Below are 22,649 nucleotides of genomic sequence, written 5' to 3'. Positions count from 1 at the left end.
GTTCGGAGTAGGTATGTTTTGGTAGACTAAAACTAGCGATAGCTATCATTTTTGAGAAATAAAGTATGAATTAGTAGTGACATTATAAGGTTAGTTTTTCTTAACGAAACGGAGGAAGATATTCACATGGATGTGCGGTATAGGCATGGACCGTGGCAAGAAATGAAGGAAGCGATAATAAGGCTGAAACGAGATTCAGAACGAACATTACTTCAAATAGATGATTTACTAGGCAGTATCGAACGGAAAATTGACCGACTAGACTCTGATCGAAGTATTTCGTTTCATCATACGAGTAAGAAAATAAAGATTAACCATCTATTTGATGACTATGATCAACTAGTAAACTATTGTCATCGTGTCGGAGAAACTGTATCTAGACACATCGACGAACCATTCTATCATAAAATGGACGAATTCGCAGGCAAGATGCGAGATCTCTCCATCCGCAATTACACCACAGAAAACCGTATTGGTTCCACAGAATACAAAGCAATGCCAACCGCTCATTCGTACGGAAGGCTAGAAACATCCAGCGTACAAAAAGACACCATCACCATCGATGATATTTTCATTGAATACGAGACAATGGAAGAAGAACAACAAGACTTAGAAATGTGGCGAGACCTCGCCATCGCAGCTGGGATTATCGTCGCAGCTGTTGTATGTCCACCAGTAGCCATCGCAGCGACTGCCGTATTCACAGGACTCGAAGTGAAAAGTGTTGTGACCGGTGAAGACTGGGGAACAGGAAGGAAGTTAAGTACAGGCGAACAAATAGAGCGAGGTGCATTCAGTGTTCTTGGCGTTATTCCGGGTGTCAAAGGAGTGCGGCAAGCCTTCCGTGGGACAGATGATCTCATCTCTTTAACGAAGCAATCCATCGCCCAAAACCTAGCTAAGTTTAATCCAAATACCGGAAAAAATGTGGTACAATCATTAAAAGATAGCAACACATATTGGACTCAAAAGCTCCGATTAGAAGGGCTAAAGGCGACAGATAAATTAAATGATGTGAACTACGCCATCAAAGGCGCATTTGCCCGTTCGCTTGATAACATGAATAACCTAGCAGCGCAAAGTATAGACGTCACAGCTGGCGGAGCAGCAACTTTAGGCCGAGGCGGTTCAAACGTTGAAGGTGTAGTCAAAGCAAGCCATCTAGAGAGCAAAGGAATTATTCAGAGTAAGATAGAGAAGATTGAGGGTAGTATTAAGGGTACGGTAAAAGTACCTAACTCTGTACCTTCAGTAAGAAATGGAGAATTTAATAGCTGGTTTAATTCTTTAAGTGTGGAAGAGTTTGATAAAGTATGGGCAGATACCAAGTTAAGAGATTCAATTAAAGATAGATTGCGTCATCCTGGCGGAATGCATGAATGGCATTTGGTTTCCCGTGCAGATACTTTTAAATACTGGGGAGTAACAGCAGAACAAATTGCTGAAATGAGGACGTTAATAAGTGAGACGAATTTTGTTAATCCGCCTGGAAAACATGGTGGAAGGGGATCGACGAAAGCTCATAATGAATTATTAAAGATAATTGACACATCTGTTGATTATGATATGTTTAAAAGACGATTACAGAATTGGGCAGATTATCGTTTCGAGGGTGGCTCTGAAGGTTTGCCAGAGGGGCTAAAACCAAAAAGGAGGTAGATTATGCAAAAAGAAGGATATGTATCATTTTGGATAGGCAACATTAACTCGCTAGAGGAATTAGAGAGTTTACTTAAAGTTACTTATACAGAAGATGGAGATTATGTGCCATCACTCTTTGCCCGTGGATTTGATATTGAGAGATATGATGATGCAGTTAGAGAAGCGGAATTTTATGATGAAGCGGATAACTCAATTAGTAGATTATTAGAAGGTTACTCATATGATGATATTATTATCCCTAGAATTTTATCATTGTGTGGGGACGATTTACAAAAGAATTTTAATGCTGTAATTTTGCTATACAACTTTAAATATGAAGGAATTAAGAAGAATATAACTATTGATACAAGTGACTTAGAATTTGTAGGTACAGTAGAATATTTATAGTTTAACTTAAAGTTCAGGTTGCTTAATAAAGGTATATAAAAGCGCATATACAGATTGGATAGGTTACATTGAACTAGACAATACTTTCTTTAATGTATATACACGTAAACGCAGGTAATTGAAAACTAAAGCACATATGAAGTGTGTAAGAAAAGGTTATCTTGAAGAAAGTACTTTATGATGGCTTCTTATCATTTAAAGGTATCATTTGTAACCAGACACAAAAGGTGTCATACGGTTTTGAAGATGTAATAAAACACAAGAATTTAGAATTGTCATAAAACATAGAAAATACATAAATGTAAAGTACTTGATTGTCACCAATGGCAACGAGTGCTTTTTTTGTATTTTAGCGCAGAAATAAGCTGGTATACGTATAACTTTATAAATGTGCTAAGTGTTAAAGTTATAGACTGTAATGATTATAGTGTATGAGGGTACTAAAAAAGCGACATAAGTATGATAAATTCTTTAAGCAGTTGGCTAGGGGATAATAGTGGGGGCAATTCAATATTTAGTGGAGACTAAATAATAAAAATTCCTAAGAAAAAACAGACTTTTTACTTCCATTTTAAACACATCCTGCTATAATTGAAAATGAGATTCATTATCAATTATAAAAATAGAAAGAAGGTATCCGTATGAGTGATATTCTAATTGTATACGCAAGTATGACTGGTAACACAGAGCAGGTGGCAACAATTCTGAAAGAAACTATAGAAGAAGCTGGTTTGCAAGTGGAAATGCAAGATTGTTTACAAGTAACAAAAGACGATGTCTTAGCGTATGAAGGAATATTGATAGGTGGTTATACATGGGGTGACGGCGATTTACCTGATGAATTAATCGACCTGTATGAGGATATATTGACATTAGATTTAACAGGGAAACTTGTTGCATCATTTGGAACAGGGGATACTGCATACGGGGATACATATTGCTTAGCGGTGAAAATTATCCAAGAAGGGTTAAAGGGAGCCGGAGCGACAATTGCGTTAGAAGGACTAGAAGTGGAGAACTATCCTGAAGGTGACGACGAAGAAGCATGTAAAGAATTTGCGAAAGAGTTTGCAAAGCAGTTTCAAGAAAGAGGTTAATTGAGTGAGACAACCATTAGAAGAAGCGATGTATAAGAAACTTGAATATGTCATTGATCCTGAATTGCATGTTGATATCGTTAATTTAGGTCTTATTTATGGAATTGATATAGATGACGATAATAATGTAGTTGTGACAATGACGATGACTTCGATGGGTTGTCCAGTAGCTGGTGAAATTGTTTCGGAAGTGAAATTTGCATTAGCTGTAATGGAAGAAGTGAATCATGTAGAAGTAAATGTAGTTTGGACACCAGCGTGGACAAAAGTGAGAATGTCTCGTTATGCGAAAATAGCGCTAGGGGTAGTTGATTAATAGAACTAGATAGTAATAGATAAAAAAGAGGTAGCTTGGCTACCTCTTTTTTTTTGTTCTATGTTGATTAATGAACAAAACGATATACACCAATTACTTTTCCTAAAATAGATACGTGATTTAAAATGATTGGTTCAAGCGTACTATTTTCAGGTTGAAGACGGAAATGGTCCTTCTCTTTGAAGAAGCGTTTAACCGTTGCTTCTTCTTCTTCTGTCATTGCTACAACGATGTCGCCGTTGCTTGCATTTGATTGTTGACGAACGATAACATAGTCACCATTAAGGATTCCGGCTTCAATCATACTGTCACCCATGATTTCAAGCATGAAGACATTGTCGTCTTTTACGATATGAGTAGGAAGTGGGAAGTACTCTTCAACATTCTCAATTGCAGTAATAGGGTTACCAGCTGTTACTTTTCCAATCATCGGTACATTTACATTCTCTGCTGGAGTAGTATTCCCAGAATGATCGAAGTCTAAAATTTCAATAGCGCGTGGTTTTGTTGGATCTCGGCGAATGTAACCTTTTTCTTCTAAACGTGATAAATGCCCGTGTACGGTAGAACTAGATGCTAATCCAACAGCCTCTCCAATCTCTCGAACAGAAGGTGGATAACCTTTGGCCATTACGCGTTGTTTAATGAATGTTAAGATATCTTCTTGACGCTTTGATAATTTACTCATCTCTTCTACACCTCGTTTCTAAATTTATTATTTCTATTATATCATGTTCGGTCAAAACGAACAAACATAAGTTCGAAAAATATTGCAGAAGTATATTCATATGCCGTATGATGATGAATAGATGAAAAGAACGAATGGAGGATCGTATGAAAGCAGTTATTTATGCGAGGGTAAGTACACGGAAAGATACACAAGAGACATCATTGAAACGTCAAGTAGAGGAACTGGAGATGTTGGCGAAAGAATATCAGTTTGACGTTGTGTCTATTGTACAAGAACAAGCAAGTGGATATGAGATTGAACGAGAAGGGATCTTGGAAGTGTTAGATACAGTGAAGAATGAACAAATTCAAGTTCTCCTTATACAAGATGAAACACGATTAGGAAGAGGGAACGCAAAAATTGCGTTAATGAGATGTCTACAAAAAGAAGGCGTGAATATATATACGCATATTCATAACGGTGAACTACAAGTATCGGAATCAGACTCAATGTTGTTAGAAATTATCGGCATTGTCGAAGAGTACCAACGAAAAGTACATAATATGAAGATCAAGCGAGGAATGAAGCGAGCGGTGGAGAAAGGCTTTAATCCTGAGAAAAACTTAAAGAATCGTGGTGGAATTGGGCGAGAAAAGAAAGAAGTCCCGATTCAAGAAATTGTTCGATTAAGGAAAAATGATTTAACATTTGCGGAGATTGCTGCCACGTTGAGAGGTTTTGGATACGACGTATCGAAGGCGACTGTACATCGCAGATACCTTGAGTATCAGAACGAGCACTTGCTAGATACATAGAAGTGTTGTAAGATAGTACAAGTTTGATGTTTATAATCGTGATACATGTTTATATAGATTGAATGTAAAGGAGTAGATAGTATGATTTCACAAGAATTAATTAATCGTATTAACGAGTTAGCAAATAAAGCGAAAACAGAAGGTTTAACAGACAAAGAAAAGCAAGAGCAAAAGAAATTACGTGAGAAATATTTAAAAGAATTCCGTAAAGGGATGATTGGACAGTTAAAGAGTATTAAAGTTGTCGATCCTAAAGGGAATGATGTAACACCAGAAAAATTAAAAGCACTGAAACAACAAGATACATTACACTAAAAACACGCTTCGGCGTGTTTTTTTATATATTTTGTGTCTAAATGTTATATCACAATAACTAATAAGAGATAACACATTGAAAATATGATTGCGATTTCAAAGGAATAAAAAGGAATTTAAAGCGATAACATTAATGTGAATAGTATGATAAAAGATAGTTAAGGTATATAAAAATAACAAAAAACAAATTTTTTTTAGAAAATATGTCATAATTAGTTGTACATTTGTGAAAGTACATATATCATATAGTGGTATGGTACACATACCATGAAAGCGAGAAAGGACTGATTTTATTTATGGTACAAGCGATTGAGCAATTATCAGTTAATACTATTCGTACAATTTCTATTGATGCGATAGAGAAATCAAATTCTGGACATCCAGGTATGCCGATGGGTGCTGCACCTATGGCATATACATTATTTACAAAATTCATGAATCATAACCCTGTAAATCCAAACTGGTCAAACCGTGACCGTTTCGTATTATCAGCAGGACATGGTTCAATGTTACTTTACAGCATGTTACATTTATCTGGATATGACTTATCTATGGATGAGATTAAAAACTTCCGTCAATGGGGTTCAAAAACACCAGGTCATCCGGAGTTTGGTCATACAGCAGGTGTAGAAGCAACTACTGGTCCACTTGGACAAGGTGTTGCAATGGCAGTAGGTATGGCATTAGCTGAGCGTCATTTAGCAGCAACGTATAACCGTGAAGGATATGACGTAGTAGACCATCACACATACACAATTTGTGGTGACGGAGACTTAATGGAAGGTGTATCAGCAGAGGCTGCTTCACTAGCTGCGCATCTACAATTAGGTCGTTTAGTTGTTTTATATGATTCTAATGATATTTCATTAGATGGTGATTTAAATAAATCATTCTCTGAGAGTGTTCAAAATCGTTTTGAAGCTTACGGATGGCAAGTTATCCGTGTAGAAGACGGAAACGATATTAAAGCGATTACAGAAGCAGTAGAAGAAGCGAAAAAAGACGAAAAACGTCCTACTTTAATTGAAGTACGCACAGTAATCGGTTACGGTTCACCAAACAAATCTGGTAAATCAGCTTCACACGGTGCACCACTTGGTAAAGAAGAAACACAATTAACAAAAGCAACATACGAGTGGGCATATGAAGAAGACTTCTATGTACCAGAAGAAGTATATGCTCACTTCAACGAAGTAGTTGTACAAGCTGGTGCAACGAAAGAAGCAGCTTGGAATGAAATGTTCGAAGCTTACAAAGCGGCACACCCAGAATTAGCAGCTCAATTTGAAGCAGCGATGAAAGGTGAACTTCCAGAAGGTTGGGAGAAGAGCTTACCAACATATGAAGTAGGTTCAGCAATCGCAACTCGTAACTCTTCAGGAGCAGCAATTAATGCAATCGCAAATACTGTACCATTCTTCTTAGGTGGTTCAGCTGACCTTGCTGGTTCAAACATGACGTACATTAAAGAAGCAGGAGATTTCACTCGTGAAAACTATGCTGGTAAGAACATTTGGTTCGGTGTACGTGAGTTCGCAATGGGTGCAGCGTTAAATGGTATGACATTACACGGTGGTATGAAAGCATACGGTGGTACATTCTTCGTATTCTCTGACTACCTTCGTCCAGCAATGCGTTTAGCAGCGTTAATGAACTTACCAGTAACGTACGTATACACGCATGACAGTATCGCAGTGGGAGAAGATGGTCCAACTCACGAACCAGTTGAACATTTATCTTCATTCCGCGGAATGCCTAACTTATCTGTAATTCGTCCAGCTGATGGCAACGAATCTTCAGCAGCATGGAGAATTGCATTAGAATCAACATCAACACCAACAGCACTTGTGTTAACTCGTCAAAACTTACCGACATTAGAAGGTGCGTTAGAGAACACATTCGAAAAAGTATCAAAAGGTGCATACGTAATCTCACCAGCAACGAAAGAAGTTGCAGATGCATTATTAGTAGCTACTGGATCAGAAGTTTCATTAGCAGTCGAAGCACAAAAAGCACTTCTTGCAGATGGAATCGATGCAATGGTAGTAAGCATGCCTTCTTGGGACTTATTCGATAAACAATCGAAAGAATACAAGCAATCAGTATTCCCAGCTAACGTAACGAAGCGTTTAGCAATCGAGATGGGTTCTTCATTAGGATGGCACAAATACGTTGGCATGGACGGAGAAGTATTAGGAATCGATACATTCGGTGCTTCTGCTCCAGGACCAAAAGTAATGGCTGAATACGGATTTACAGTAGAAAACGTTGTTGCTCGTGTAAAAGCAATGTTATAAGAAATACATGATTCAGTGAAGGATTGGGGAATCCTTTATTGAATCCGCACTATTTATTTTACTATTTTTATTGAATCTCTAGAATTTTGGGGTTGGGGAATCCGTTCACGTTCACAAGGGATACATAAATAGAAGCGCATCTTTCTTTATAGAGAGATGCGCTTTTTGGTATGTCGTTTTTTGTATAAAAAAATATATTGCGTTCGACAGTATTATTGCATTTCCTCTACATCCTTAGACAAGCATTGCATGTCTCTTTTTATATAATGAGAAAAAAGCTTGTTTGAAGGAGGGGATAGGGATGAGAACGTATATGATATATTTAGTAAAGGAAGAAATTGCGACGGAGTATGCTGGGAAGGAAGTCTTGCTCTTCCAATTGTTCCATCAACTACATACTTCTAATATGTATGTAAGAGATATTATACAGAGGCAAGTTGACTTTGTTACGCACGTCATTCCAAGTATGCAACTTCATGAACATCTTAAGCGAACGTTACACACATGTTCCTACTATAAAGCGGATGAGCATGAGCACAACGTATGTATTCCTTATGAACAAGCACAAGCAAAGCTTATTTTTCACGATCGATATATTGAAATAAGAGCGAGGGGAAGTGCAACTGCCGAAACCGTTTTCTTTGAGCAATTAAGGAAAAAACTGACCACTTTCTTCGCATTTGACAGCGCTCAACAATTTTATGGATGGCTCAGCCCAATTAGACAAAAAATTTCCATGTAATTTCAAAAAAAGTGCGGAATTTTCTTGTCTTACTAGCTACTATTTAGTACACTATTATGTAGACAACATGAAGGAGGAAGAGTTGTATGTGGATGTATATTTTAGTAGGCGTACTATCTGCGGTAGCTGGTATTGCAATTGGATTCTTTATCGCTCGTAAAACAATGATGAGCTACCTACAGAAGAACCCGCCAATTAACGAACAAATGTTACGCGTAATGATGGCACAAATGGGACAAAAACCGTCTCAAAAGAAAATCAACCAAATGATGAAAGCGATGAACAATCAAATGAAATAAAGAGGCAAGGGAGCTTCTTTTTACATAAAAAGAAATCGCATGAAAAAGACACTGAAAAAGTGTCTTTTTTTATGTCTTTATTTTTTGAAAATTCATTTTATTTTATCGGTGAGAGGATTTCTGATAAGATTAACTTTGTTAACAAAGAGAGAAGGGGGAACAAACGTGAAAGTCTTACGTGACTTATCATGGTTTTTTAAAGAAGAACGGAAAGCATACGGTATCGGTGTTCTTTTCTTAATCATGGTAGCAGTTTTAGAACTTATACCGCCAAAAGTAATTGGCACAGTAGTAGATGAAATTCAAACAAATACGTTGACGCAAGAATCACTAATGAAATGGTTAGCTATCTTACTTGTTATTGCATTAACGTTGTATGTATTTCGTTACGTATGGAGAATTATGATTTTTGGTGCGTCTATGCGCCTTGCTAGGAGACTTCGTAAGGAATTGTACGAACACTTTACGAAGATGAGCCCATCGTTCTACCAGAAACATCGAACAGGCGATTTAATGGCTCATGCAACAAATGATTTACAAGCAGTCCAACAAACGGCAGGAGCCGGTATTTTAACACTTGTTGACTTAGTTGCATTAGGATCGCTCGTGTTACTTACAATGGCGACAACAATCAGTTGGGAATTAACAGTTGTTAGCTTGCTTCCAATGCCGATTATGGCGTTAGCTACGAAGTATTATGGAACACTCCTACATAAACGATTCCATCTTGCACAAGAAGCTTTTTCTTCCTTAAATGATAATGTACAAGAAAGCATGTCAGGTGTTAAAGTTATTAAGTCATTCGGACAAGAAGAACAAGATATTCAGCAATTTAATAACACATCTATGGAAGTAGTACATAAAAATATGAGAGTAGCAAAAATTGATGCACTCTTTAATCCGACGATTTTCTTTATGGTAGGCTTATCATACATAATTGCATTATCTTACGGTTCACATTTAGTACTAACAGAGCAGTTAACGATTGGGGAATTAATTACTTTTACAACATATTTAGGAATATTGACGTGGCCTATGTTAGCGTTTGGATGGTTATTTAACATTATGCAACGTGGAAGAGCCTCTTATGATCGTGTTCGTAGTTTACTAGCAGTCAAATCAGATGTAGTAGATAGAGAGGGTGCAAAGACAGAATTAGATTCGGGGGACATAGCATATAATCTGTCATCATTCTCGTATGACGGCAAGAAAGTTGATTTACGTGATATTCAGTTCGTATTAGGAGAGGGAGAAACGATTGGAATAGTTGGTAAGACAGGTGCTGGTAAAACAACATTGCTTAAATTATTATTCAGAGAGTTCGACCATTACAATGGAGATATTTCCATTCACCATACGAACATTAAAGATGTTACATTGAAAGCACTACGTGAGAAAATTGGGTATGTTCCACAAGAAAATTTCTTATTTTCTACAACAATTGCAGATAATATTGCCTTCGGTAAGCCAGGTTCTTCATACGAAGAAATTATTGAGGCAGCGAAAATCGCGAACATCCATGAAGATATTTTGCAGTTTCCAGATGGATACGAGACAGTTGTTGGAGAGCGTGGAGTATCTCTTTCGGGTGGACAAAAGCAACGTATTTCGATTGCACGTGCTATTCTAACAGATCCTGATATTTTAATTTTAGATGATTGTTTATCCGCCGTAGATGCAAAGACGGAAGAAAGTATTTTGCACGCGATGAAAAAAGAGCGTCAAGGAAAGACAACGATGATTACGTCGCATCGTTTAAGTGCTATTTCGCATGCGGAGCTTATTCTTGTATTAGAGGATGGTTTCATTGCACAGCGAGGTGTACATGTTGAATTGATGAAGCAAGATGGTTGGTATAAAGAGATGTATGAAAGCCAGCTACTTGAGGATATTGTAGAGAAAGGGGGAAAATAAGATGGTGAATGAAAATGACACGAGTAGACAAGGGAAAGACTTAAAACGCCTTCTTTCTTTTACGAAACCACATAAAAAATTATTTTCTGTTGCATTCCTTCTATTAATTGCAGCAACAGTTGCAGAAATGCTTAGCCCAATCATTGTTAAAATATTTATCGATGACTATTTAGTACCGCAAAACTTTGAACAAAATAAACTTATCATGCTAGTGGGGATCTACTTTGGCGTGCTTTGCTTGAAAGTAATTTTTTCTTATTTTCAAGTGCTTGTTTTTCAAAGAATTGCCTTTAAGATTGTACAAGAAATACGTGTAAGTGTATATGAGCGTGTACAGCGGTTATCATTGTCTTTCTTTGACAAGACGCCAATTGGTAGTATCGTATCTAGAATTACAAACGATACAGAAGCAATTAAAGAGTTCTATGTGAGTGTGCTAGCGACATTTCTTCATCATGGTGTTGCATTAATTGGAATTCTTGTTGCGATGTTCTTATTAAATGCGAAATTAGCGTTATTTTGCTTGTTTATTATTCCGGTTATTTTCCTTATTATGAAAGAGTACCGAAAGCGAAGTTCAGCTTATTTCCATCGATCTAGGACGTTATTAAGTACATTAAATGCGAAATTAAATGAATCTATTCAGGGAATGGCAATTATTCAAGTATTTAGACAAGAGAAACGACTACGCAAAGAATTTGAGGAGACAAATAAATCGCATTTCCAAGCCAATATGCGTAACATTCGTTTGGATGCCTTGTTACTTCGACCTGCAAATGATGTTGTTCGTGTTGTGGCACTTGTTTTTATTATCGGTTCCTTCGGTATGGATGCATTAAATAGTCCTGTTGAGATCGGGGTACTTTATGCATTCATTAGCTATTTAGATCGCTTCTTTGCTCCGTTAAATGAGATTATGATGAAGTTAGCGTTATTTCAACAGGCACTTGTATCTTCATCACGTGTGTTTGATTTAATGGATGAGGAAAATATTTCGCCTGTGAAAGTAGGGAATGAGCATCCTGTTATTTCACAAGGAGAAATTGAATTCCGAAATGTTACGTTCTCATATGATGGGAAGCGAGATGTATTAAAGGATATTTCCTTTAAAGTTCGAGCAGGCGAAACAATCGCGTTCGTTGGCCATACTGGTAGCGGAAAAAGTACGATTATGAACTTGTTACTTCGTTTCTATACGCCACAAAGTGGTCAAATCTTACTTGATGGGGAGCCGTTAGAGACATTTGATGAGAAAGAAATTCGTCAAAAGTTAGGCTTAGTGCTACAAGATGCCTTTATTTTTGCTGGAACAGTGAAACACAATATTTCGTTGCATAATGAAAGTATTCCAGAAGATACGATTAAGAAAGCGGCGGAGTTTGTTCAAGCGCATACGTTTATTGAGAAGTTACCAGATAAATACGATACAGAGTTAGTTGAGCGAGGAGCAACACTCTCAAGTGGTCAACGTCAACTGTTAACATTTGCCAGAACAATTGCGGCAAATCCGAAAGTATTGGTACTAGACGAAGCGACAGCGAATATTGATACAGAAACAGAGGAATTAATTCAAGAAGCGTTAGAGAAGATGAGAGAGGGGCGTACGACAATTGCAATCGCCCATAGGCTGTCAACAATTCAAGATGCGGATCAAATTATTGTCTTGCATAGCGGTGAAGTTGTAGAACATGGTAGGCATCAGGAGCTTCTTCAACAAAAGGGCTTATACTATAATATGTATTTACTTCAAAATAAAAAAGCACTTCAACAAACGGTGTAGAGAATAAGAGAAAGGCATTTCGTTCATAAGAAAACGAAATGCCTTTTTTGTTAAGAATTTTTCTTTGATTTGTAATAGTGGATATATCCTTCTATCGTGTCCCATAGGTAAGAAACAACTAAAATGATTGTTAGCCAGTATGTCACACTTTCCCAAATTTTTGTGGCCTTTTCAAATCCTTCTGTACCAACTGTTACAATTCCGGTTTCTGTAAGTTGCGTCATGAAATCAGGATTCCAAAATGTTGCACTTGTAATTAAGTAAAGAATGCAAACAAATGAGACAGCATTGATACATGTATTAAGAATGACTAGACTAAGCGTCCATTTTCCAAATGCTAATTTAAATAGTTCTTTGACAATTGCAATCCCAAAGAGGAACACAATGAATAGTGAATATGATGAGAATGTTTCTGCATTCAAGAATGGAACAACCATAGCTCCTTCATTCACTCTATGAATACCAAAAAGATTAACAAAATGTGTACTTACTACAAGACCTAATACAATGATATAGAAAATAATTGCGATAATAGGGCCGGTTTGTTTGATATTTCCTTTAGGGTCTGGTATAGCCGGTAAATCTGATGGTTTCCATGAGATGCTAGTTGAAGCGTTTTTTCCCGCTCCGTAGTATTCCATTATCGCAAATACAAGTGTAACCCATCCGAATGATAAAGGAAGCCCAACTGTTAATGACACGATTGAATCAGTGAAGTGACCTAAAATCGTTGTAGGTTCCATAATGCTTTGGACGATGAAGGAAACACCAACAGATACGGCTGTTACAATTAAGACGATTTTGAGAACGGATATATAAGAATCAAACAAGGAAGGACCAATGAGGGATTTTTTTGCATCACGATAACTATCAGCTAATGTACTTGGATCTCCTAATTCTAACAATACTTCTTCTACATCCTTTGTTGTAAATTCCTTGTCTAATACACGTTCATCTAACAAGTCTTGAATAAGACTTCGTAATTCTTTTGCAATATCCTCTTGTTGTGACGGAGCAAGTTTCTCGGTTACTGCATGAATATAGCGATTAATCATTTCCATTCTTGTCATCTCCTCCATTTAATAAATAATCCATATTGGTGACGATATGTTGCCACTCTGTTCGTAATAAGTGAAATGCTTCATTTCCATTTTCACTTAGCAAATAATACTTACGTGGTCTTGTTTCATTCGTATCCCAGTGACTTTCTAGTAATCCTTGTTTTTCTAGTCGGCGTAGGAGGGGATAGAGTGTACCAGGTTCTACATCAAATCCCTTTTCTTTCAGTATTGTGACAAGGGAGTATCCGTACTGTGGTGTGGAAAGTTGGCTAAGGACACCAATTGTAATAGTCCCTCGGCGAAGTTCTTGCATGGACTTATCCATGTATTCATGTACAGAGTTCATATTGTATCTCCTTCATATATGTGTGTCTCACTATACTGTGTATCATACACTATTATATATGCGATAACAATAGGTTAGGTTCAATGTTATCAATAAAGAAATCGATGTTTTTTGACAAATGTGTGTGTATCCATATAAAAAACCCCGCAGCATTCCAAATATGGAATTGCTGCGGGGCTATGCATGAATATTCATTCTTTCATTAGTTAGCGTGTTTCTTTTTCGATAAAAGTGCTTGCTGTTGTTTAAAGTAAATATTTAAGAGATCATCTAGTTGACGACTACAAATAATGGTCGATTTTGCACTTAATCCATTTGACTTCACAATAGAGGTAAGTTCTTTTCGCTTTTCTTCTATTAATAATGAGATATTAGCATTTGCCATATAAATAGATCACCTCTTTTGAAAATATTGTAATTAGAGTATACAAAAAATGACAACGAATTTCAAATGTATTTATGCATAAAGATGTACAATTATGTGAACAGAAAGTTTTATGTATTTTCGTAGCATAATGGTAGGTGATTATAGCGAGAATTTGGTAGAATAGAGAACAGAAAGGTAGTTAGGGGGATTTTATGAGTGATTTAAGTATATTTATGGCGTTTGGAGCAGGGATTCTATCGTTTATCTCACCATGTTGCTTGCCTGTGTATCCTGCATTTTTATCATATATTACGGGGATGTCGTTATCAGATTTGCAAGAAGAGAAGGGAATGCTACGAAAAAGAAGTATCTTGCATACAACATTTTTCTTATTAGGTTTCTCTGTTATTTTTATTGCGCTTGGGTTTACAACCTCTATTATTGCGGATATATTCGCTACATATCAAGATTTGATTAGACAAATGGGTGCGATTCTTATTGCTGTTTTTGGCTTGATTTTATTAGGGGTGTGGAAACCAGCATTTTTAATGAAAAGCCACAAAGTATCTTTTAAAAATAGACCGTCTGGTTACATAGGAACTTTCTTTATTGGGATTGCATTTGCAGCGGGATGGACACCTTGTACAGGTCCAATTTTAGTAGGGGTTCTTGGGTTATCTGCAACAAATCCTGAAGCTGGGATGTTATATATGATCGCATATGTATTAGGATTTTCTATTCCGTTCTTTATTTTGTCATTTTTCATTACGAAGTTATCATTCATTCGCAAATTTAGTACGCGCTTTATGAAAGTAGGAGGCTACTTAATGATTGCAATGGGGATACTCTTGTATTTTGATTGGATGACACAAATTACGATTTATATGATGGACTTATTTGGAGGATTTAAGGGCTTCTAATGAGAAATCGAGTAGTTGTGAATTATCTACTATTTTTGTATAGTGCAAGGAAGAATATAGAATATTGATAGAAAAGGAATGAAGGGGTATGGCGACTGCTGGTATTATTGTGGCATTAGGGATGGCTATTTTCTGGAATGTGTATCGTATGAAGGAAGCAGCGAAACCTGTCACGGCAAAGAAAATTATTCTTCCTCCGTTTTTCATGAGTACGGGGGCATGTATGTATATTATACCAATATTTCGTATCACACCTATGGAGATGCTAGAGGCAGTTCTTGTTGGGATGTTCTTTTCGATTTTCTTAATTATGACATCGAAATTTGAAATTCGTGGTACGGAGATTTACTTACAACGTTCGAAAGCGTTTGTTATTATTATTTTTGGACTGTTAGCATTGCGTATCGCAATTAAGTCTTATTTAAGTAGTACAATTGATTATGGTCAATTAAGTGGAATGTTCTTCTTGCTTGCCTTCTCAATGATTGTATGTTGGCGTATTGCAATGTACTTCTCTTATAAGAAGATGGAGAGAAAATTGCTTGAGGCTTAGCAATTAGGAAATAAATATCTTTTGATGATTTGAAAAATCATATGTTGCCCTAAGGTTGTTAGATGTATCTATCAATTTTAGGGCATTTTTATTAAGGGAAGGAGTTTGTTAGATGGAAAGGAAACGTATTGTGTTTACAGGTGGAGGTTCAGCTGGGCATGTGACTCCAAATATTGCTATCATAAATGAGATGAATCAAGAAGAGTGGCAGATATATTATATAGGTTCTAAAACTGGTATTGAAAAAGAGTTAATTGAAAAATTGAACATATCTTATTATGGTATATCGAGTGGTAAGCTAAGACGCTATATTGATGTTGAAAATATAATCGATAGTTTTCGAGTGATGAAAGGGTGTTTAGAGGCAAGGAGTATATTGAAAAAAATTAAACCGTGCGCTGTGTTTTCAAAAGGAGGATTTGTCTCTGTACCAGTAATTATAGCAGCTAGAAGCTTGGACATTCCTATCATCATTCATGAAAGTGACTATACGCCTGGATTGGCAAATAGAATATCGAAAAGTTTTGCGACAAAGGTGTATACATCTTTTGAAGAGGCAAAAAAGCATTTTCCGGCGAATAAGACTAGAGTTATTGGTTCTCCAATTAGGAGAGAGATATTAACTGGTTCAAAGAAAGTTGGTTTAGATTTTTTAGGGTTTCATCATGGGCTGCCTGTATTAACGATAATGGGAGGGAGTTTAGGTTCTAAAATAATGAACGAAACGATTAGAGAGGCGTTACCAAGCTTGTTGAAAAAGTATCAAATCGTTCATTTATGTGGAAAAGGAAATGTTTCGGATTCTCTTTCGAATATTCCAGGATATAAGCAATATGAATATATTCACGAAGAGCTTTCGCATATATTAGCAGCTACCGAGATAGTGATAACAAGAGGTGGATCGAACGCTATTTTTGAATTTTTAGCACTTCGTATTCCGATGTTGATTATTCCATTAAGTAAAAAGCAAAGTCGTGGGGACCAACTATTAAATGGGAGGTCGTTTGAAGCGAAAGGATATGCAAGTATGTTAGAGGAAGAAAGGTTGAATCAAGAAACATTTATTCAACTTTTGGAGCAAGTAACTAGAGATAAAGAAAAGATAATCGAAGCAATGAAATGCCAAGAAGAGGGCGATGCACTACGTATATTACTAGATGAAATGGAGAATATTGCTTCTAGATAAGAAAATAGCCCCTCTATTTACGAAACAAATAGAGGGGCACTTCTTATGAGAAATATTGATTGTACACAGTATAATCAATATTTCTCTCTTTTAATTTTTTCTTTAGGAAATTATGATCGCGCTTTGGGGTTGCGATTATGTAACCTTTGACAATTAATTCTTGCGTCATTGTTTGTGCTTTCTCTTGTACGGCTAGTTCACCGATTTTCCCTGCGATTTTATTTCGAGCAACGTCACGGAATAATTCAGGTACAGGAGAAACTAAATCTTCCAGTAATTCTTTTTGCTCATCATTCCATAAATGACGTGTTTCATTAATATAATGCTCTTCCCAGTCAAGAATACTCATACCATCTTCTTTTGGAAGTCGCTTTAAGAACTTGCGAAACATGAAGTATCCACCAATCCCCATCATGCCTGCTAAGAAAATCGTCCAGATGACGATAAACCAGCTAAAACCATTTGATAACATCCTACACACCTCTGTTTTGTGAAAATATCTACTTAATCAATTATAGAGAGTAGATAACACCTCTGGCAAGGATTGTCACTTATTTTTCTAACATTCTCTTTAGTTGTTGAAGTTTAATAGGATCAATAGTTGTTAGTGCATCGTTATTTATACGAACACCAGAGCCGAAATGTACTTCTTGGATATTTGTTTCACGGATAAAATCTTCGATTGTGTCGAGGCTTAGTCCACTTCCTGCTAGGATGGTAAGAGTTGTGTCTTGTGTTCGTATTAGTAGCTCTTTCATAATAGCTACAGCCTGTAAGACACTTGTCTGTCCCCCTGAGGTTAAAATATGTGTAATTTGAGGGTATTGTTTTAGCACTTCGATTGCCTCGTATACATCTCGCGCTTCGTCAAAGGCACGGTGGAATGTAACATTCATATCTCCGGAATGTCGAAGGAATCTTTGTAATAATTCTTCGTCAATTGTATTGTCTGCACGAAGTCCTCCAAGTACGATTCCATGTGCGCCAAGTTGTTTTGCCATTTCGATATCTTCTATCATGGTCATTACGTCATACTCATTATAATAAAACGAGCGACTATGGGGACGAATCATGACGTGAACTGGGATATCGACAGCTTTCACAACTTGTTTAATCGTTGCATAGCTAGGTGTTAATCCACCTTCTTTCATTCCTGTTACTAGTTCAAGACGATCTGCGCCATGTTGTTGAGCAATAATAGCATCTTCTACTGTTGTTGCAATCACTTCAAGTTTCATATTATGTAAGTCCTTTCTATGTGTTGTACATCTTCATTATATAACTAAGCAGGGGATTATCCTATAAGAAAAGAAAATCAGTGGGGAAAGAATCCCACACTGATGGACATGTTAATTTGCGTATTAACTATGGCATGCAATTATTAATGTTTGTTCAGAAGAAGGAGTTGTTTTTGAAATATGGATTTCAAGTAAAGAATTCGTTACTTGGGCAGTGATTTTCTTATCCATAATTGGTATGGGTAAGTCAATGATTTTCTCTTTTTCATGTGAGGAGTCTATGACGTGAATAGTAAGACTATGTTGTGTCTTATTAATGACAATATGAGTAGTGTTTGTTAGAGAAATCTCTGCTTCAATAATATACACTGTGTCCGTTTCGAATAAATCGATGTGTAAGTCGTGTTGACAATACTCGGACTCATATGGCTCGTGAAAAAAAGTATCCATCCATTGTTCGAATCCATCTACTTGTGCGAAGCAATCCTTTTTCTTTTTTTCTTGCATGAAAGGAACCTCCACATTCAGTAATTAGTATTACAGTATTCAGGAATACGAAGAATGTGTGGGCTCGTACGCAATTATTTATAAATCGTGGCTACTATGTTTTTTCTGGCGAGAATGATTTTTGTTTTTTACTTTGTGAGAACCACTTAATGGCTCTGGTTGTCCACTTTTGTTCTTTTGTCCGGCTTCTTTATTTGCCATGATAAATCCCTCCTTTTCATTCATTAGGATGAATTAGTTCGCTGTTTCTATACATACGATTTTAGGAATGAAAAAACAAAAAAGAGAGATGCTATAGGAGAATGTACTTAATGATTAGGAGGAAAAAAGATGCCATATCATAAAGATAAACAACAAGCATTCCAAGCTGCCCAGCAAGGAGTAGAGCAAGCACTGCATACATACGAAAACATAGTAAAGAGTGATGTGAATTACGGATCTGAGTTGCAACATTTACGTCAAGAGGTAAATGAAGCATATGAACAAATTAATAATGCTTTAGAAGTAGCATCAGAAACACAACGAGCACAACTAGAGAGGTTTCAAAGAGATTTACAGCCACTTGTGCAAGAAGTTAATCAAACAGAGTAGAGGCTAGGGGAATCCCTAGCCTTTTTATAATAATATGTATATTATATTGAAAATTCAGTAAATTAAAAATATAATAAAGGGACAATGAAAAAATGGAAGGGGATGATGGGGAATAACAACGTAGAAAATGGATATAGGTACTGGTAGAGTCGGAGAGGTAGTTGATACATAGCAAAGAATGTTCTTGTATTTCTATTCATCATTTTCTTACACAAGGTATGACGCATACTGGGGGAAATGAGGGGAATGCATGAAAAATAAAGTTCTAATAAAAATAATTACTGGTGTATTTGTAGCAATTATTGTTTGTTTTATGATAAGAACGCACATTCTTTCTCCAATTATCGTGTATGGTGCATCGATGAGCCCAACTATTCACGATAACGATCGAATAATTGTGGATAAATTATTATATAAGATGGACGATGTCGAGCGGTTTGAAATAATCGTATTTAAAGCAGACCATACACATAATTATATTAAACGTATTATTGGTCTGCCAGGCGACTACATCGAATACCGACAAAATGAGCTATATATAAATGGTGTTCAATATGCTGAGCCTTATTTAGATAAGAACGTAATTAAAACGAGAGATTTCAAATTAGAAGATGTAGCAAATCAGTATCAAGTACCAGAGGGAAGTTTATTTGTGATGGGAGATAATCGTGAAGTGAGCAAAGATAGTCGCCACTTTGGTTTTATCTCAAAGGAAGATATTGTTGGGAATGCAAAATTTATTTTTTGGCCAGATAGTCTTGTGGATTTTTTTCCATGAAAAGATGCCGATGAAAGAGAGAAAAGCCATGTTATTCATTTAGGAAGAATGAATAACATGGCTTTTATTTTTATGTGTGAGAAGGCATATAGCCACTATTACTTTTCAGAGGAAGGATTCAAATATGCTGAAATATCAACATTTAATCCTTTTGCTAAGCGCATTCCGTACTCTTGATCAGCTCGGAAGAAATTACAGATTGCAAGGAGCTTCGTACGCTCATTGACCTGTTGTAAATCATTGACTAAGTTTGCAATTAAGTTATCTTGTTCTTCTTTTGAGAAAGAGCGGTATAATTCTCCAGCTTGTTTAAAGTCATTTGGTTTATCAATTTTTTCGCGCGATACATAGCCCTCTACTGGCATTGTTGAATCACGGTAAGCTGGGTTCTCAACTGGACTTTCTGCGTGCATACTTGGCTCATAATTAACAGTTGATACTTGCTTATCCATCTGCATAAATCCGTCACGTTGATGATTTCTTACTGATGCATAAGGACAGTTAACTGGAATTTGTAAGTAGTTAGCACCTAAACGATGACGTTGTGTATCTGGATATGAGAATAGACGTCCTTGCAGTAATTTATCTTCTGATGGTTCAATCCCTGGAACTGTTGCGCTAGGAGAGAATGCGGCTTGCTCTACTTCAGCAAAGAAGTTCTGTGGATTACGATTTAACGTCATTGTTCCTACTTCATGTAATGGGAACTTATCTTCGGGCCATACTTTTGTTGGATCTAGTGGGTCGAAATCTAACAAATCTGTTTCGTCTAGTTGCATAATTTGTACATATAAATCCCACTTTGGATAGTTTCCTAACTCAATAGCGTTATATAAATCACGAGTTGCATGATTAAAGTCTTTTCCTTGCGTTTCGCCGGCTTCTTTCGCTGAGAAGTTGCGAATAGCTTGCTGTGGTACCCAATGGTATTTCACATAAACAACTTTTCCTTCTGCATTAACCCACTTAAATGCGTGTACACCGAATCCTTCCATTTCACGGTAGCTTGCTGGAGTACCGTAGTCAGAGAATACCCATGTTAACATATGTGTAGATTCGGGTGTTAAGGTCATGAAGTCCCAGTAACGATCAGGTGTTTGAATGTTTGTATGTGGTGCTGGCTTTAATGAGTGAACCATATCTGGGAACTTCATTGCATCACGAATGAAGAATACAGGTAAATGGTTTCCTACAAGATCGTAGTTTCCTTCTTCTGTGTAGAATTTCGTTGCGAATCCACGTGGATCACGAGCTGTTTCTGGTGAACCTTGACCATGAATAACAGTAGAGAAGCGAACGAATACAGGTGTTTCTTTACCAACTTCTTGTAAGAATGCAGCACGTGTATATTCGCTCATATTATTTTTCGTTACGAATACACCGTGAGCTCCAGATCCTCTCGCATGTACAACACGTTCAGGAATACGTTCACGATCGAAGTGTGCTAATTTTTCTACTAGGTGATAGTCTTCTAATAATACAGGACCTCTACGACCGGCAGTACGTGAATTTTGGTTGTCACCGACTGGTGCTCCTTGATTTGTTGTTAATTGATGAAATGGATTCATATGTAAGTCCCCCTTGTTTTTATTGATAATCATTTCTAATTTATATTAATTATAATTTAATTATATGTATTATTAATTATAATGTCAATAAGATAATATTATTTATCAATTTAAAATTATTCTAAAAAAGCTGTCTAATAGTATACTATTAGACAGCTTTTTGTGTGTTATATGCAAGGAATAGGGGAGAGGATCTTCGCCATTTCGTATGCATCTATATATTCATTATGTAGGAAAAATGCTTGTTTTTTCATTCCCTCTATTTCAAAACCAAGTTTCTTATATAAATAAACAGCTCGTTCGTTATTCGTCATAACAGTTAATTCAAGGCGTGTAATAGAATGCGCTATCGCCCATTGCTCCATTTTTTCAAACAGTGCTTTACCAATTCCTTTACCTGTATGACTATGTAAAATGCCGATGACAAGGTATGCACTATGCTTTGTACGTTCCGTTGTCCCACCTAATGCCATCATATATCCAATTGGTGTTTGATCGTCCATTGCTAACAATATCGTAGCATTGTCACGTTTTAATATATTCTTGATATTCTTTCTCTGTTGCTCAGGAGAAGTTGTACGTTCCCCGATACCGTATAACATGTAAGATGATTCACTGTCAATTATCTTCATTAAGTGTAAAACAGAAGAGGCATCTTCTTCAGTAATCGTTCGTAGGAAGAAGGATTCTTTCCATATACGTTCCACTTTATGCAAACGAAGTCCGTTGTATGACAATTTATAAATATCTGGCATACTCATGTTCTTCCAAAATAAATAATTATATTGTTTATCGTAGTAGTTCAGTAATGAAGCAAGTAAATTTCCGTGAGTAGAGATAACAATATTTTCTCCTTCATGGCGTTGTAATAGCTCTTCTGTTTTTCGAACTACGCGAGCTTGAGCTTCTATATTGGATTCTCCGCCTTCAAAAGAGAACTCAGGATTAGACCACAGGGTATGCAGTGACTCTTCGAAATTTGGAACGGATTCTGTTGCTACTTTTCGTTCTTTAAAATCTTCTTCTAAATGAATTTCTTGATGGATAGTAGTTGCTAATTCTTTTACTGTATCAATGGCTCTAGTATAAGGGCTAGAATAAATAACATTGATGTTCTTATCCACTAAATGGTTACTAATACGGAATATCGTGGCGGCTCCTTCGTCTGACAAGCCTCTACCTAATTCATCTGTTGAATAAGGAGAGTGGGCGTGGCGTACAAGGTAAATAGTTGTCATAT

The 22,649-nt window shown here is 36.6% G+C and carries 26 protein-coding genes; 16 read left to right on the top strand and 10 right to left on the bottom strand.

The window, feature by feature from the left end:
• Positions 1-126: 126 nt before the first annotated feature.
• The 4 genes from IEV41_RS05835 (at position 127) to IEV41_RS05820 (ending at position 3,462) form a co-directional block, all read left to right on the top strand.
• Positions 127-1,659 carry a hypothetical protein gene (locus tag IEV41_RS05835; RefSeq protein ID WP_188387474.1) on the top strand — a complete coding sequence of 511 codons (1,533 nt, stop codon included), beginning with the start codon at positions 127-129 and terminating at the stop codon, positions 1,657-1,659.
• A 3-nt stretch (positions 1,660-1,662) separates the two neighbouring features.
• Positions 1,663-2,049, top strand: a complete 387-nt coding sequence (locus tag IEV41_RS05830) for an immunity 22 family protein (protein WP_188387473.1) — start codon at positions 1,663-1,665, stop codon at positions 2,047-2,049.
• Between the two features lie 641 nt (positions 2,050-2,690).
• Positions 2,691-3,146 (top strand): flavodoxin, encoded by a 456-nt coding sequence (locus tag IEV41_RS05825; RefSeq protein ID WP_188387472.1) that lies wholly within the window; start codon positions 2,691-2,693, stop codon positions 3,144-3,146.
• Positions 3,147-3,174: 28 nt separating this feature from the next.
• Positions 3,175-3,462, top strand: a complete 288-nt coding sequence (locus IEV41_RS05820) for a metal-sulfur cluster assembly factor (RefSeq protein ID WP_188388696.1) — start codon at positions 3,175-3,177, stop codon at positions 3,460-3,462.
• A 67-nt stretch (positions 3,463-3,529) separates the two neighbouring features.
• Here IEV41_RS05820 and lexA read toward each other — a convergent pair whose 3' ends face one another.
• Complete coding sequence (gene lexA, locus IEV41_RS05815) at positions 3,530-4,150, bottom strand: transcriptional repressor LexA (RefSeq protein ID WP_188387471.1); 621 nt, start codon at positions 4,148-4,150, stop codon at positions 3,530-3,532.
• A gap of 146 nt (positions 4,151-4,296) precedes the next feature.
• Between lexA and IEV41_RS05810 the strand changes: the two genes are divergently transcribed.
• The 7 genes from IEV41_RS05810 (at position 4,297) to IEV41_RS05780 (ending at position 12,294) form a co-directional block, all read left to right on the top strand.
• Entirely contained in the window at positions 4,297-4,947 is a 651-nt protein-coding gene (locus tag IEV41_RS05810) for a YneB family resolvase-like protein (RefSeq protein WP_188387470.1), read from the top strand.
• An 81-nt stretch (positions 4,948-5,028) separates the two neighbouring features.
• Positions 5,029-5,262 carry a DUF896 domain-containing protein gene (locus IEV41_RS05805; protein WP_188387469.1) on the top strand — a complete coding sequence of 78 codons (234 nt, stop codon included), beginning with the start codon at positions 5,029-5,031 and terminating at the stop codon, positions 5,260-5,262.
• A 296-nt stretch (positions 5,263-5,558) separates the two neighbouring features.
• Entirely contained in the window at positions 5,559-7,559 is a 2,001-nt protein-coding gene (gene tkt / locus IEV41_RS05800) for a transketolase (RefSeq protein ID WP_188387468.1), read from the top strand.
• A gap of 301 nt (positions 7,560-7,860) precedes the next feature.
• Complete coding sequence (gene sirA / locus IEV41_RS05795; protein WP_188387467.1) at positions 7,861-8,301, top strand: sporulation inhibitor of replication protein SirA; 441 nt, start codon at positions 7,861-7,863, stop codon at positions 8,299-8,301.
• Between the two features lie 86 nt (positions 8,302-8,387).
• A complete protein-coding gene (locus IEV41_RS05790; RefSeq protein WP_188387466.1) occupies positions 8,388-8,600 on the top strand; it encodes a YneF family protein in 213 nt (70 codons plus the stop codon).
• A 165-nt stretch (positions 8,601-8,765) separates the two neighbouring features.
• On the top strand, positions 8,766-10,514 hold the full coding sequence (locus IEV41_RS05785) for an ABC transporter transmembrane domain-containing protein (RefSeq protein ID WP_188387465.1): 1,749 nt from the start codon (positions 8,766-8,768) through the stop codon (positions 10,512-10,514).
• Position 10,515: 1 nt separating this feature from the next.
• Positions 10,516-12,294, top strand: a complete 1,779-nt coding sequence (locus IEV41_RS05780) for an ABC transporter ATP-binding protein (RefSeq protein ID WP_188387464.1) — start codon at positions 10,516-10,518, stop codon at positions 12,292-12,294.
• A 50-nt stretch (positions 12,295-12,344) separates the two neighbouring features.
• Here IEV41_RS05780 and IEV41_RS05775 read toward each other — a convergent pair whose 3' ends face one another.
• From IEV41_RS05775 to IEV41_RS05765, 3 genes are all read right to left on the bottom strand, one after another.
• On the bottom strand, positions 12,345-13,355 hold the full coding sequence (locus IEV41_RS05775) for an HAAS signaling domain-containing protein (RefSeq protein ID WP_188387463.1): 1,011 nt from the start codon (positions 13,353-13,355) through the stop codon (positions 12,345-12,347).
• Positions 13,342-13,701 (bottom strand): PadR family transcriptional regulator, encoded by a 360-nt coding sequence (locus IEV41_RS05770; protein WP_188387462.1) that lies wholly within the window; start codon positions 13,699-13,701, stop codon positions 13,342-13,344. The genes IEV41_RS05775 and IEV41_RS05770 overlap by 14 nt, the downstream gene beginning before the upstream one ends.
• A gap of 202 nt (positions 13,702-13,903) precedes the next feature.
• A complete protein-coding gene (locus tag IEV41_RS05765; RefSeq protein ID WP_188387461.1) occupies positions 13,904-14,086 on the bottom strand; it encodes an aspartyl-phosphate phosphatase Spo0E family protein in 183 nt (60 codons plus the stop codon).
• A gap of 194 nt (positions 14,087-14,280) precedes the next feature.
• On the opposite strand from IEV41_RS05765, the gene IEV41_RS05760 reads away from it, so the two are divergent.
• The 3 genes from IEV41_RS05760 to murG all read left to right on the top strand — a co-directional run bounded on the left by IEV41_RS05760 (position 14,281) and on the right by murG (position 16,727).
• Positions 14,281-14,988, top strand: a complete 708-nt coding sequence (locus IEV41_RS05760) for a cytochrome c biogenesis CcdA family protein (protein ID WP_188387460.1) — start codon at positions 14,281-14,283, stop codon at positions 14,986-14,988.
• Between the two features lie 88 nt (positions 14,989-15,076).
• Complete coding sequence (locus IEV41_RS05755) at positions 15,077-15,541, top strand: CcdC family protein (protein WP_188387459.1); 465 nt, start codon at positions 15,077-15,079, stop codon at positions 15,539-15,541.
• A 112-nt stretch (positions 15,542-15,653) separates the two neighbouring features.
• Positions 15,654-16,727, top strand: coding sequence for an undecaprenyldiphospho-muramoylpentapeptide beta-N-acetylglucosaminyltransferase (gene murG / locus IEV41_RS05750; protein ID WP_188387458.1), 1,074 nt, complete (start codon positions 15,654-15,656; stop codon positions 16,725-16,727).
• 43 nt (positions 16,728-16,770) lie between these two features.
• Here murG and IEV41_RS05745 read toward each other — a convergent pair whose 3' ends face one another.
• The 4 genes from IEV41_RS05745 to IEV41_RS05730 all read right to left on the bottom strand — a co-directional run bounded on the left by IEV41_RS05745 (position 16,771) and on the right by IEV41_RS05730 (position 18,697).
• Complete coding sequence (locus IEV41_RS05745; protein ID WP_188387457.1) at positions 16,771-17,199, bottom strand: DUF2621 domain-containing protein; 429 nt, start codon at positions 17,197-17,199, stop codon at positions 16,771-16,773.
• Positions 17,200-17,278: 79 nt separating this feature from the next.
• Positions 17,279-17,965, bottom strand: coding sequence for a copper homeostasis protein CutC (locus IEV41_RS05740; protein WP_188387456.1), 687 nt, complete (start codon positions 17,963-17,965; stop codon positions 17,279-17,281).
• Between the two features lie 123 nt (positions 17,966-18,088).
• The gene (locus tag IEV41_RS05735) at positions 18,089-18,472 is read right to left on the bottom strand and encodes an Hsp20/alpha crystallin family protein (RefSeq protein ID WP_188387455.1); all 384 of its coding nucleotides are present in this window, start codon (positions 18,470-18,472) and stop codon (positions 18,089-18,091) included.
• Between the two features lie 78 nt (positions 18,473-18,550).
• A complete protein-coding gene (locus IEV41_RS05730; protein ID WP_188387454.1) occupies positions 18,551-18,697 on the bottom strand; it encodes a small acid-soluble spore protein P in 147 nt (48 codons plus the stop codon).
• A 105-nt stretch (positions 18,698-18,802) separates the two neighbouring features.
• Between IEV41_RS05730 and IEV41_RS05725 the strand changes: the two genes are divergently transcribed.
• Together IEV41_RS05725 and lepB are read left to right on the top strand one after the other, a co-directional pair.
• On the top strand, positions 18,803-19,063 hold the full coding sequence (locus IEV41_RS05725; RefSeq protein WP_188387453.1) for a hypothetical protein: 261 nt from the start codon (positions 18,803-18,805) through the stop codon (positions 19,061-19,063).
• A 250-nt stretch (positions 19,064-19,313) separates the two neighbouring features.
• On the top strand, positions 19,314-19,841 hold the full coding sequence (gene lepB / locus IEV41_RS05720; RefSeq protein ID WP_188387452.1) for a signal peptidase I: 528 nt from the start codon (positions 19,314-19,316) through the stop codon (positions 19,839-19,841).
• A 98-nt stretch (positions 19,842-19,939) separates the two neighbouring features.
• On the opposite strand, the gene IEV41_RS05715 is transcribed toward lepB, so the two are convergent.
• Positions 19,940-21,409, bottom strand: coding sequence for a catalase (locus tag IEV41_RS05715; RefSeq protein ID WP_188387451.1), 1,470 nt, complete (start codon positions 21,407-21,409; stop codon positions 19,940-19,942).
• A 167-nt stretch (positions 21,410-21,576) separates the two neighbouring features.
• A complete protein-coding gene (locus IEV41_RS19970) occupies positions 21,577-22,647 on the bottom strand; it encodes a bifunctional histidine phosphatase family protein/GNAT family N-acetyltransferase (protein WP_229722153.1) in 1,071 nt (356 codons plus the stop codon).
• Positions 22,648-22,649 lie beyond the last annotated feature (2 nt).

The organism is Priestia taiwanensis (assembly GCF_014638355.1).
In the GTDB taxonomy this organism is placed as follows: Bacteria; Bacillota; Bacilli; order Bacillales; family Bacillaceae_G; genus Priestia_D; species Priestia_D taiwanensis.
Note: the sequence above shows the minus strand (reverse complement) of the source record. Positions and strands in the feature narration are given on the sequence as shown.